This window comes from Rhodoplanes sp. P11 (genome assembly GCF_964266735.1).
GTDB classification, from domain to species: domain Bacteria; phylum Pseudomonadota; class Alphaproteobacteria; order Rhizobiales; family Xanthobacteraceae; genus Rhodoplanes; species Rhodoplanes serenus.
Genome location: NZ_CAXWGY010000016.1, coordinates 524,715 through 536,588 on the forward strand (window position 1 = coordinate 524,715; position 11,874 = coordinate 536,588).

11 protein-coding genes are annotated in these 11,874 nt (G+C 73.1%); 1 reads left to right on the top strand and 10 read right to left on the bottom strand.

The genetic code is table 11. The features are described from left to right. Nucleotides 1-127: 127 nt before the first annotated feature. From cofH to mdoH, 7 genes are all read right to left on the bottom strand, one after another. Nucleotides 128-2,530 carry a 5-amino-6-(D-ribitylamino)uracil--L-tyrosine 4-hydroxyphenyl transferase CofH gene (cofH, locus tag ACFQUV_RS14135; protein WP_129611592.1) on the bottom strand — a complete coding sequence of 801 codons (2,403 nt, stop codon included), beginning with the start codon at nt 2,528-2,530 and terminating at the stop codon, nt 128-130. Next, nucleotides 2,527-3,249 carry a 2-phospho-L-lactate guanylyltransferase gene (cofC, locus tag ACFQUV_RS14140; protein WP_129611591.1) on the bottom strand — a complete coding sequence of 241 codons (723 nt, stop codon included), beginning with the start codon at nt 3,247-3,249 and terminating at the stop codon, nt 2,527-2,529. The genes cofH and cofC overlap by 4 nt, the downstream gene beginning before the upstream one ends. Next, on the bottom strand, nt 3,246-4,202 hold the full coding sequence (gene cofD, locus ACFQUV_RS14145; RefSeq protein ID WP_129611590.1) for a 2-phospho-L-lactate transferase: 957 nt from the start codon (nt 4,200-4,202) through the stop codon (nt 3,246-3,248). Before cofD ends, cofC begins: the two co-directional genes overlap by 4 nt. Further along, a complete protein-coding gene (gene cofE, locus ACFQUV_RS14150) occupies nt 4,202-5,026 on the bottom strand; it encodes a coenzyme F420-0:L-glutamate ligase (protein WP_129611589.1) in 825 nt (274 codons plus the stop codon). Before cofE ends, cofD begins: the two co-directional genes overlap by 1 nt. Nucleotides 5,027-5,155: 129 nt before the next feature. Next, nucleotides 5,156-6,571, bottom strand: a complete 1,416-nt coding sequence (locus ACFQUV_RS14155) for a hypothetical protein (protein WP_129611307.1) — start codon at nt 6,569-6,571, stop codon at nt 5,156-5,158. Beyond that, nucleotides 6,558-7,301, bottom strand: coding sequence for an FkbM family methyltransferase (locus tag ACFQUV_RS14160; RefSeq protein ID WP_129611308.1), 744 nt, complete (start codon nt 7,299-7,301; stop codon nt 6,558-6,560). Before ACFQUV_RS14160 ends, ACFQUV_RS14155 begins: the two co-directional genes overlap by 14 nt. Then, on the bottom strand, nt 7,277-9,178 hold the full coding sequence (mdoH, locus tag ACFQUV_RS14165; RefSeq protein WP_280176772.1) for a glucans biosynthesis glucosyltransferase MdoH: 1,902 nt from the start codon (nt 9,176-9,178) through the stop codon (nt 7,277-7,279). Before mdoH ends, ACFQUV_RS14160 begins: the two co-directional genes overlap by 25 nt. Nucleotides 9,179-9,204: 26 nt before the next feature. On the opposite strand from mdoH, the gene ACFQUV_RS14170 reads away from it, so the two are divergent. Next, complete coding sequence (locus ACFQUV_RS14170; RefSeq protein WP_244601745.1) at nt 9,205-10,200, top strand: zinc-binding alcohol dehydrogenase; 996 nt, start codon at nt 9,205-9,207, stop codon at nt 10,198-10,200. Between the two features lie 20 nt (nt 10,201-10,220). Here the strand turns inward: ACFQUV_RS14170 and ACFQUV_RS14175 are convergent, their stop codons facing one another. The 3 genes from ACFQUV_RS14175 to ACFQUV_RS14185 all read right to left on the bottom strand — a co-directional run bounded on the left by ACFQUV_RS14175 (nt 10,221) and on the right by ACFQUV_RS14185 (nt 11,872). Further along, nucleotides 10,221-10,514 (bottom strand): hypothetical protein, encoded by a 294-nt coding sequence (locus ACFQUV_RS14175; protein ID WP_244601746.1) that lies wholly within the window; start codon nt 10,512-10,514, stop codon nt 10,221-10,223. Between the two features lie 79 nt (nt 10,515-10,593). After that, nucleotides 10,594-10,983 (bottom strand): VOC family protein, encoded by a 390-nt coding sequence (locus ACFQUV_RS14180; RefSeq protein ID WP_129611310.1) that lies wholly within the window; start codon nt 10,981-10,983, stop codon nt 10,594-10,596. A gap of 106 nt (nt 10,984-11,089) precedes the next feature. Then, nucleotides 11,090-11,872, bottom strand: a complete 783-nt coding sequence (locus ACFQUV_RS14185; RefSeq protein ID WP_129611311.1) for a succinate dehydrogenase iron-sulfur subunit — start codon at nt 11,870-11,872, stop codon at nt 11,090-11,092. Nucleotides 11,873-11,874 lie beyond the last annotated feature (2 nt).

Below are 11,874 nucleotides of genomic sequence, written 5' to 3' on the forward strand. Positions count from 1 at the left end.
CCGACCTCAGATGAGCCGATTTGGTCGGATCGAGATCGGCTATACGCCGGTTCCGACCGCATCGGTATCAGTTGTCATGCGAAGGTCGCAGCAATCCGAGATCGACCGGCGGAAACGAAGGCGCTTGTCACTCCGCCGCGGTGGCCCGCTCGGTCAGCGCCGGCGCCGCCGCGAACGACGCCGCCACCCGCTCGGCCGGCGCATCGCCATAGAGCGTCGTGCGCTGCCGGGGCGTGCGGCCGATCGCGCGGATCAGCGCCTCGAGGGCCGCGGGCGTCATCTCCTGGCCGTGCGCGGCGCCGGCCGCCCGGGTGATGCTCTCGTTCATCAGCGTGCCGCCGACGTCGTTGGCGCCGGCCTCCAGGCACGCCTGCGCGCCGGCGGCACCGAGCTTCACCCACGAGGTCTGGATGTTGGGCACGAGCCCGTGCAGCACCAGCCGGGCCACCGCATGCATCAGCACGGATTCGCGAAATGTCGGCCCCAGCCGGCACTGGCCGCGCAGATTGATGGGTGATTCCATCGGCACGAAAGGCAGCGGCACCAGCTCGGTGAAGCCTCCGGTGCGCTGTTGCAGGCGGCGCAGGTGGAGCAGATGACGCGCCCAGTGCACCGGCTGGTCGACATGGCCGAACATGATGGTGGCCGTGGTGCGCAGCCCGGCCCGATGCGCCGCCTCGACCACGCCGAGCCACTGCTCCGTCGTCACCTTGTCGGGACAGATGATGGCCCGCACCGCCGGATCGAGCACCTCGGCGGCGGTGCCCGGCAGGGTGCCGAGGCCGGCGTCACGCAGCATCGCGAGCAGCTCGGCCGGCGTCAGGTCGAGGGTGCGGGCGCCCTGGTGGATCTCGAGCGGCGAGAAGGCGTGGATATGCAAAGCCGGCAGAGCCGCCCTGATAGCACGGCAGAGCGTCAGATAGGTCTCGCCCGTGTAGTCGGGGTGGATGCCGCCCTGGAGGCAGACCTCGACGGCGCCACGATCCCACGCCTCGCGACAGCGCATCACCACCTCGTCGATGCCGAGGTCGTAGGGCCGTCCCCGCAGATGCTCCGCCGTCTTGCCCTTGGAGAACGCGCAGAAGCTGCACCGATAGGTGCAGATGTTGGTGTAGTTGATGTTGCGGGTGACGACATAGCTGACGGTGTCGCCGACGGTCGCACGGCGCAGCGCGTCGGCGGTGGCGCACACCTCGGCGAAGGCGGTGCCGCGCGCCTCGAACAGCGCGACGATCTCGGCTTCCGACAGCTCCGTTCCACGTTGGGCGCGCGCCAGGATGGGCGCCAGCGTGCCGGGCCGCGGCCCGACCGCCGGCATCGGCGGCAACGCCAGGCAGGCGCCCGGCGTCCAAGTCTCGGTGCGGGCGAAGCCGTCCGAGTCGCTCGCCCGCAGCACCGCGGTGTGCAGGCCGCGGTCGATCCAGCGATCACGCTCGGCGAGGAAGCGACGGTGCACGGCGAGGCGCGGCACCAGCACCTTGCCGGCCGCCGCGGTCTCGCGCGCCAGCGCATCGAGATGTGGCCAGGGCTTCTCGGGATTGACGTGGTCGGGCGTCACCGGCGACACGCCGCCCCAGTCGTCGACGCCGGCGGCGATCAGGTCGGCGAGATAGCCGGTGCCGAGATTGGGCGGCGCCTGCACGGTCACGTCGGGCGGCATCACGAGGCGCGCCACCGCGACGGTCCACAGATGCTCGGCCGCGTCCGGCTCCGGATGGCTCGCCATCCGGGTGCCCGGCTTGGCACGGAAGTTCTGGACGATGATCTCTTGCAGATGGCCGTGCTGCGCATGCAGGGCCAGCAGCGCCAGCAGCGCCGCGAGGCGCTCGCGCCGCGTCTCGCCGATACCGATCAGGATGCCGGAGGTGAACGGCACCTTGGCGGCGCCAGCCGCCGCGATGGTGGCGAGCCGCACCGCCGGGTGCTTGTCGGGCGAGCCGAAATGCGGGCCCCCACGTTGGGAGAGGCGGTCCGAGACGGTCTCCAACATCAGCCCCTGCGACACCGAGACGGTGCGCAGCCGGGCGATGTCGTCGGCCGTCATCACGCCGGCATTGAGATGCGGCAACAGGCCGGTCTCGCGCCGCACTAGGTCCGCCATGGCGGCGAGATAGTCGAGCGTCGTCGCGTGGCCGAGACGGTCGAGGCCGTCGCGAGCGGCGCGGTAGCGCAGCTCCGGCTTGTCGCCAAGCGTGAACAGCACCTCGTGGCAGCCGGCGGCCGCGCCCGCACGGGCGATCGCCAGCACTTCGTCGGGTGACAGATAGGCCGCCTCGCCGCGCCGCGGCGGGTGCGCGAAGGTGCAGTAGTGGCACGAGTCGCGGCAGAGCTGGGTCAGCGGCACGAACACCTTGCGCGAATAGGTGATGCGATCGCCGAAGGCGGCATCGCGCACCGCCGCCGCGGCCCGCAGGAGCGCCGGCCCCGGCGCGACGCCGGCGAGCGCCAGCGCCTCCGCGTCGGCGAGCGGGCGCGGCGTGCGGGCAAGCGCGGCGAGATCGGGCAGCGCGTCGTCAGCTACCCGGCTCATCGCTCCGCCTCCGTGGCGAGCGCCGGCGCGGCCTCATCGGACGAGAGGACAGCGGCGAGGCGGTCGACCAATGCTGGGCCGAAGCTCGCGACCAGCCGGCCGGCGCGGGTGTCGACCCGGCGCGCTACGAAGTCGGCGAGATCGTGCGGCTCGTCGACATCGAAGCCGAGCCCCGCCACCTCGACCACGGTCGGAGTGATGCCGTGCGCACGCGCCGCCGCGAGATGCGGATAGAAGCTGTCCGGCCCGAAGCGCAGCGGCACCGCATCGGCGGGCGAGCAGACGATGGCGTTGGAGCCCTGGAAGTCGCGCGCCGGCGTGATCGTGAAGGCGGGCGCCGCGCCATGCGCGGCGATCACCCGCGAGATGTCGGCGGCGACGACCAGCGGCAGGTCGCCGGGCACCGTGATCAGCCCGAAGCCCTCGCGCACCAGCCGCCGCGCCGCGCCCGTCACGGCGCCGGTGTGGCCCTCGCTCGCATGAGCGTCGGACACCTCGGTACCCCAGCGCCGGGCCAGCGCCGCCGCGGTGGCGTCGGCGGTGACCACCAGGATGCGGGCGAGCTCCGGCACCGCGGCGAGCTGCTCCAGCACGTCCTCGGCCATCGCCATGGCGAGATCCGCACGGGCGTCCGGCGGCAGCACCGTGGCGAGGCGCTGCTTGGCGCCGATCAGGCCCTTGATGGGCACGACGGCGCAGAGCTTCGGGTCGGGGATCATGCGGGGGTGGCTCCGATCCGGTCGACGAAGGCGAGCACATCATCCGCCAATCGCTCGCGATCGGCCAGACTGAGCATCATGGTACGGGTGACGAGCGTCGGCACGCCGACATCGGCCGCCGCCGCCGCATCGGCCTCGTCGAGCACGAAGCCGTCGAGGAGATCACCGTAATGCGCCGCGACCGCGGCCGCAGTCGCGCCGATGCCGAGATCGGCCAGCATGGCGGCGGTCGGCCCCTTGACGGCGCGGCCGCCGATCAGCGGCGACACCGCGACCACTGGCGCCGCGCACGACGCGAGGGCGTCGCGCAGGCCCGGCACCGCGAGAATCGGCCCGATGCTGATCAGCGGGTTGGACGGGCAGATCACCACGGCGCGCAGATCGGGCGCGGCGAGCGCGGCGACGACGGCGGGCAGCGGACGTGCCGCCGCGGCACCCGAAAAGGCGATCTCGCGCACCGCAGGCTGAGCGCGGCGGCCGACGAACCAGTCCTGGAAATCGAGCCACCCGTCGTCGGTGCGCACCCGGGTGCGCAGGCGGTCGTCGGTCGCCGGCCACACCCGGGTGGCGATCCCGAGCGCCGTGCAGGCCGCCGCGGTGATCTCCGACAGCGGCGTGCCGGCGGCGAGCCGGTGCGTGCGCATCACATGCATGGCGAGATCGCCGTCGCCGAGCCGGAACCAGGTGTCGCCGCCGAGCGCCTCCAGCGCCGCCATGAAGGTCCAGGTCTCGCCGGCGCGGCCCCAGCCCTGCTGCGGATCAGCGAGGCCGGCGAGCGTGTAGATCAGCGTGTCGATGTCGGGCGAGACATGGAGGCCGAGATGCTCGAAGTCGTCCCCCACATTGGCGACCACGGCGAGATCGCCGGGCGGCAGCCGGCGCGCCAGGCCGAGCGCGAGCTTGGCGCCGCCGATGCCCCCCGACAGGGCGACCACGGTGCCCCGGGGCGCCATCAGCGGAACAGATCCTCGGTCGAGCCACGGATCAGATCGGTGGCGGGGCGCGGCGGCCCGGCGGGCGCCAGCCCGCGCACCAGCACGGCGGGGCGGCCCTCGGCCCCCTGCCCCATCAGCAGCGAGGCGGCGGCGGCGATCTCGTCGGCGAAGCCCGTCTCGGTGACGCGCAGCGGCCGGCCGTAGAGATCGGGCTCGCCCCGCAGGTCGCGCACCGCCGGCAGGCCAGCGGCGCCGAGCGCGACCCCGACGGTGCCGTTCCGCCACGGCCGGCCGAAGCTGTCGCTGACGATGACGGCGATCGGCACGCCGAGCCGGGCCGAGAGCGCATGGTGCAGCCGCGCCGCCGACGCATCGGCATCCTCGGGCAACAGCAGCACCGGGTCGCTGCCTTCGATCGGGTCGACGTTGGAGCGGTCGATCCCGGCATTGGCCATCACGAAGCCGCAGCGATGCTCGACGATCAGGACGTGGCGGGAGTGGCGCACGACCCGCCGCGACTCGCGCAGGATCACCTCGACGAGGCGCGCATCCTTGTCGGTCTCGGCGGCGAGCGCCTCGGCGGCCGCCGAGGGCGCGACGGCGGCGAGGTCCACATAGCGGCCTTCGGCCTTGGAGACGATCTTCTGAGCGAGCACCAGCACGTCGCCGGGCGCGGCACCGCCCACCGCGATCACGGCCGACGCGAGCAGGCCGGCGAGATCGTCACCGGGGCGGATCAGCGGCAGGCCGGGCAGAGCAACGAGATCGAGACGCGCCGGCGCGGGCTCCGGCTCGACGGCGGGCGCGGCCGGAACGGCCCGCGGAGAGGACGGGATGCTCATCGATCGGGGGCCTTGGTTGGCGGCGCCGTGGGGGCGCGGGGGTGGGTCGCATTCTCGACCGCGGCGCGCAGCTTTGCAAACCGTCGCGCCGTGGCAGCGCGACGCCGCAACAACTCGCGCGCGAGAAGATCACCGCCGTGCGGTCGCCACCCACGCCGGAAGGCACAGGAGCACCGCGACGATGCTCCACCACGCATAGCGAAGATCGGCGGCGACGCCGAGAAGCGTGAAGCTCGCCACGTAGACGGCCGCTGAGCCCGCCACCGCCACCACGAAGGCGCCGGCCGGGGTGTCGCGCCGGCGCAGCGCCGCGGCGGCGAGCAGCACGCAGACGAGGAGCCAGACGCCGGCGCGGAACAAGAGAGTCGGCTTCAGCACGTCGTGGACCGCCACCATGGCCGCAAAGGCGCGGTTGTCCGGCAGCGCCAGACGACTCTTGTCGTCGAGATCCGCGACCCACAGCGTGAAGGTCGGACCGATCAGGAAGGTGCGCGAGAAGGCGGCGCGGTGGGAGAGCCACGCCAGCGGATGCGTCAGCACCGCGTCACGCCAGGCTGTGGTGATCACCGGCGTTCCGAACACGCGCTCGCGCCGCTCCAGGCGCTCCATCACGAAGGCGCAGGGGCGGCCGTACCAGTAGGCATCCCACAGATACGGATCGTAGCAGTCGGTGAGAAGGCGGCGCCGCTCGTCGGCGGTCCACGCGCCCGGTAGACGGACGTCGCCGGAGAAGTGAGTGATGCCGCCGAGGTCGAACACCGCCAGCGAGTGCAGCGGGTGCTCGCGGGTGGCGCCGAGCACGCCGTAGTAGACGAGCTGGAGAAGACCGAACAGGGCGAGGCCGGCCGGGACATAGAGCAGCGCCATCCGCCGCAGCGACAGCCGCGACGGCCAGACCGCGTAGGCGATCAGCAGGGGCGCCGCCAGCAGCGCGTTGGGGCGCAGCAGCACGCCGAGGATCACGAGAGCGACGGCGGCGAGGCGGAGCGCGAGCCGCCCGATCCCCGCTGCTCGGAGAACGGTCGCACGCGACAGGGCGTGCGGTTCCGGGACGTCCCGCAACCGAGCGGTCGACACGATGGCCAGCGCCACGGCGAGCAGCCAGACGCAGCCGAACAGCACATCGCGCCACAGGATGCCGAGAAACATGAAGGCGGGCGGCGTGAAGCCGAGCAGCACGGCGACGATGCCGAGCACGCGCGAGCGCCGGGTGAGCGCGGCGCCGACGAGCGCGAAGCCCGTCCAGTAGAGCGTCGCGGTCAGCACCAGCAGGCCGGCCGGCCCCGGCCACCACTGGTCGATGACGCGCCACAGCGCCGCCAGCACCGGCGACTGCCAGTCGCCGTAGGTGCCGGCGCGCGCCGCCTCCAGTACGAAGCGCGCGTCGAAGGTCATCACGCCGGGCCAGAACACCACGAGGGTGAGCGCGAAGCCCGATGCCGCGACGATCGTGATCACGAGCGGCGCCGCCCCGCGGCCTGCCGGGGCGGTGGCCTCGGCGAGCGCCTGCCGGGGCACCGCGAGCGGCGTGTCAGCGGATCGCATAGACGTCGCCGGAGTTGGCGGCGTGCGGCAAGCCGTCGATCCATTCCGCCATGCGGGCGGCGGTCTGCCAGCCGCCATGCATCAGCCGATGCGACTCGCCGAGCGAGGCATCGAACTTGGCGTAGCCGAGCGCCGCGCAGCGGGCGAGCGCGGCCCGCGCCACGTCGCGCTGAATGGTGGTGAACTCGAACGACAGCGCCGCGACCGGCGCCGACAGTCCGGCCAGCACCTCGGCCTCGAAGCCCTCGACGTCGATCTTGACGAAGGCCGGCACGCCGTGGCGCGCGATCAGCGCATCGAGCGTCGTCATCGCCACGGCGCGGCGCGCCGTCCAGCGCTCGGCCTCCCAGCCCGGCGCCCCGGCGGCGGCGGCCACGAACGCCGCCGAGGCGGTCGACACGGTCGGGTTGGCGGTGTTGATCAAGAGCTCGGCCGTTCCCGCCTGGGCGCCGAGCAGCACCGGCTCGACCACCACGGCGCGGTCGCGGCCGTAGAGCAGCCGCAGCACCCGGGCGAGCACCGGCTGCGGCTCGACCGCGACCACACGGGCGCCGAGGCGGCGGAAGGCAGCGACGCGGTCACCCACATGGGCGCCGACGTCGAAGACCAGATCGCCGGGCCGGACGAAGCGGGCGTACAGCCGGTCGAGGCCGTCGCGATGGCCGCGCCGGCCGTAATAGGTGCGCAGCGAGGCGACGACCCCGGTCAGGGTGCGGACGCTCTGGAGCATGTCGGCAGCTCGGCGGCGGCGGGCGACGGGGCGGCCGCGACGGGCGGTCCGGGGCGGAGATCGTGCGCCGCGACCGCGATGGCGCGGAGAATGGCCGGCGGGGCGCGCTCTTCCGGCAGGGCCGCGAGGCCGAAACGGCGGGCGAGGCGACCGACCGCCGGCGACGCGGTGACGACGGCGAGCGGCACCGCCAGCGCCGGACCGGCGGCGATCAGCAGTGCCACCGGCAGCGCCGCCGGCGCCGCCGCAGCGACGAGACCGAGCACGCCGAGGCCGAGCAGGGTCTGGGGCCACATGAGGCGCAGCGCGGTGCCGATCGGCACCGCATGGTCGACACGGGTCTGGGTCTGCCAGCCGATGGCGCGGCCGAACGGCAGCCCGGCCAGGAACACCGTGTGGGCGAGCCACATGATCGGCACCAGGAGCTGCATGAAGGCCATCGCGGCGAGCGCGTTGACGACGAGGGCGGCGCGCCCGCCGAAGGCGGCGGCGCGGTCGCGCCGCGTCAGCATGTCGGCGAGGGTGGCCAGTTGCGGTGCGAACCACATCGGCACCAGCAGCGCCACCAGGAGGCCGCCGGCGCCAGGATCGACCAGCGTGTCGCCGCCGGCGAGCCACGCGGCGGCGGCGCCCAGCACCGCGAGGCCGATCCAGGCCGGCGAGCCGAGGAACATCAGGATGGCGAAGAGGAGCTGATACCGGCTCACCGGGCGCAGGCCGGGCAGGCCGAGAAAGCGCCAGTACTGCATGTTGCCCTGGCACCAGCGCAGATCGCGGCGCACGAACTCGATCAGGGTCGGCGGATTCTCCTCGAAGCCGAGGGTCTCCTCCGGCAGCACCCGCACCGCATAGCCGGCGCGGCGCATCAGCACCGCCTCGATCTGGTCGTGGCTGAGCACATGGCCGCCGAGCGGCCCGGTGCCGGGCAGCGCCGACAGCTCGCAATGCGCCATGAACGGCTTGAGCCGCAGCACCGCGTTGTGGCCCCAATAGGGGCCGCAGTCGGCCTGCCACCAGGCGCTGCCCACCGTGTAGGAGCGCATGCCGAGCCGCATCGAGAACTGGAACAGGCGGGCGAACGCGCTGGTCGCCGGCATGCCGATCACCAGGCCCTGAAGGATGCCGAGGCGCGGATCGGCCTCCATGACGCGGACGAGCCGCAGCACCGCCTCGGCCGGCATCACGCTGTCGGCGTCGAGCGTCACGGCGTAGTCGTGGGGGTCGCCGTAGTGGTTGCAGAAGTCGGCGATGTTGCCGGCCTTGAAGCCGGCATTGTCGCGACGCCGCCGATAGGTCAGCGCCAGGCGCCCGTCGTGCTCGGCGGCGAGGCCCGCGAAGGCCGCTTCCTCGGCGACCGCGATCGCCGGGTCGCTGGTGTCGCTCAGCACATAGACGTGGAACCGATCGGCGTAAGGAGAGCCGGCGAGACCGGCGAGCAGCGGCCGCAGGTTGCGCACCACGCGGTCGGGCGGCTCGTTCCGCACGCACAGCAGGATCGCGGTCGATCCGGCGATCGCCGCGTCGGGCGCCACGCGAGCCACCCCGGGCAGCACCGCGGTGACCGGGTCGTCGGCGAAGCGCAGAATCAGAAACCCGATCACCGCGTTCCAGAAGCCGATCACGGTCCACGGCAGGGTGATGGCGAACAGCACCGTGACGGCGAGATCGAAGGCGCCGAAGCCGCCGGGCGCCAGCACCCGGACCATCAGGGCGACGAGGGCCGCGAGGGTGACGGCGACGAGCGTCGCGAACAGCGCCCGCCGCGCCGCGACGGGCAGGCCGCGGTCCACCTCCGCGGCTGGTGCCGCGGTCGCCTCTGCCGACATCCGGGATGCCCCCTGCCATTCCACCACGTCCGCGGGTATAGCGGGACGCATCAACCCGTCCAATAAAGGAATCGCGAGTGGGACAGGACGGCGATACGAGGGCTGGCGCGGCCCTGTGGTACGTGGCGCCGGGGCGCGCCGAGATCCGGCCCGAGCCGCTGCCGATTCCCGGTCCCGGCGACGTGCTGGTGCGGGCGACCCACGGGGCGATCAGCCGCGGCACCGAGCGGCTGGTGCTGTCAGGCCGGGTGCCGGCGAGCGAGCACGTGCGGATGCGCGGGCCTCACATGGGCGGCACGTTCCCGTTTCCAGTGAAGTACGGCTACGCCACCGTGGGCGTGGTCGAGGCCGGCGCGGCGGCGCTGATCGGCCGCCCGGTGTTCGCGCTGCATCCGCATCAGAGCCGCTTCGTGCTGCCGGCCGAGATGGTGGTGCCGATCCCCGAGAGCGTGCCGGCGCGCCGCGCCGTGCTCGCCGCCAACATGGAGACCGCGCTGAACGCCGTGTGGGACGCCGCACCCGGCCCGGCCGATCGCATCGCGGTGGTGGGGGCCGGCGTGGTCGGGCTTCTGGTGGCGCATCTGTGCGCCGGGATTCCGGGCACCGACGTCACCGTGGTGGACGTCGCACCGGAGCGCGCCGCGACCGCGGCCGCCCTCGGGCTCGCCTTCGCGGCGCCCGCGGCGGCGGCCGGCGACTGCGACCTTGTGGTGCATGCGAGCGCCACCGCGGCCGGGCTCGCCACGGCAATGTCGCTCGCCGGCGACGAGGCGACCGTGCTGGAGCTGAGCTGGTATGGCGAGACGGCACCGGCGGTGCCGCTCGGTGGCGCCTTCCACAGCCGGCGGCTGACGCTACGGTCGAGCCAGGTCGGGCAGGTCGCGCGGTCGCGCCGGCCGCGCTGGACGCACCGGCGGCGGCTCGAAGCGGCGCTGACGTTGTTGGCCGACGCCCGTCTCGACGCCCTGCTGGGGCCGCCGGTTCGCTTCGCGGATCTGCCGGCGCAGATCGCCGCCATCCTGGCGCTCGACGCGGCCGGTCTATGCCCGGTGATCGACTACGGCGCCGGCTGAGCGGATAGGCCGGCGACGCCTCACATCTGCCCGGGACCGCCGGGCGGCAGCGGCGGCACGTAGTCCGGATCGGAGCCCGGCTTGGTCGGGTCGGCGATGCCGGGGTCGTTGACCGGATAGGGCGTGCGCGGCCCGCCCGGACCCGGCACCGGCGGGTCGTCGGGGTCGGGCAGCACCGGGGCATCGGGATCGGGATCGGGCGGCGCCACCGGCGGGACCGGCAGTTGGGGCGCCGGCGGGATGCGCGGCCCGGTCGGAAGATCGGCGGCGGTTCGGAACGGCCGGTCGGTGGCGACCGGGGCGGCATGCATCATCGGGAAACCTCGCGTCGGGGCTCGCGGGTCAACCCGGGCCACGTCCGCGCGGTTCCCGCTTCGGGCGCCCACACGGCCATCAGGCCGGGCGGTGGCACACCGCCTCGATGTTGTGGCCGTCGGGATCGAGCACGAAGGCGGCGTAGTAGTCGGGGTGGTACTGCGGCCGCAGGCCGGGGCCGCCGTTGTCGCGGCCGCCCGCCGCCAGCGCCGCGGCATGGAAGGCATCCACCGTCGCCCGGTCCGCGGCCGCGATGGCGACGTGCAGGACGCCGGTCAGGCCACCCTCGCCGCCGATCCAGAAATCCGGCTTGCCGTCGCGGCCGAAGCCGGCGGCCGCATGGCCGCTCTCCAGCGCGTCGCCGCCGACCTCCATCATCAAGGCGTAGCCGAGCGGCGCCAGCGCGGCGGCGTAGAACGCCTTCGACCGGGTGTAGTCAGAAACCGGAAAGCCGACATGGTCGATCACGATTTGTTCCCTCCACGATTCCGGGACGGCCCGCAGGCCGCCCCGGAGGAACACGATGGGACGGCGCCTCGCGCCATCCCGTCAACGTCGGATCGGCGACCCCGGTTCAGGTCTTCTGCCGCTCGACCATCAGCTTCTTCAACTCGGCGATGGCCTTGGCGGGGTTGAGGCCCTTCGGGCACGCCTTCGAGCAGTTTAGGATGGTGACGCAGCGGAACAGGCGGAACGGGTCCTCGAGCTGGTCGAGCCGCTCGCCGGCCGCCTCGTCGCGCGAATCGATGACCCAGCGATAGGCATGCAGCAGCGCGGCCGGGCCGAGATAGCGGTCCGGGTTCCACCAGTACTCGGGGCACGAGGTCGAGCAGCAGGCGCACAGGATGCACTCGTACAGACCGTCGAGCTTCTCGCGGTCCTCGCGGCTCTGCGGCCACTCCTTCTCGGGCGCCACCGTCTCGGTCTGGAGCCAGGGCTGCACCAGCGCGTGCTGGGCGAAGAAGTTGGTGAGGTCGGGCACCAGGTCCTTGGCGACCGGCTGGTGCGGCAGCGGGTTGACCTTCACGGCCCCCTTCACCTCGCCCATGTCCTTGGTGCAGGCGAGCGTGTTGACGCCGTCGATGTTCATGGCGCAGGAGCCGCAGATGCCCTCGCGGCACGAGCGCCGGAACGTCAGCGTCGGGTCGATCTTGTTCTTGATCCAGATCAGCGCGTCGAGAACCATCGGCCCGCAGTCGTCGAGATCGACCGTGAAGGTGTCGACCTGCGGGTTCTTGCCGTCGTCGGGATTCCAGCGATAGACACGGAACTCGCGGGTGTTGGTCGCGCCCTCCGGCTTCGGCCACACCTTGCCGTCGGTGACCCGAGAGTTCTTGGGCAGGGTGAATTCGACCATGT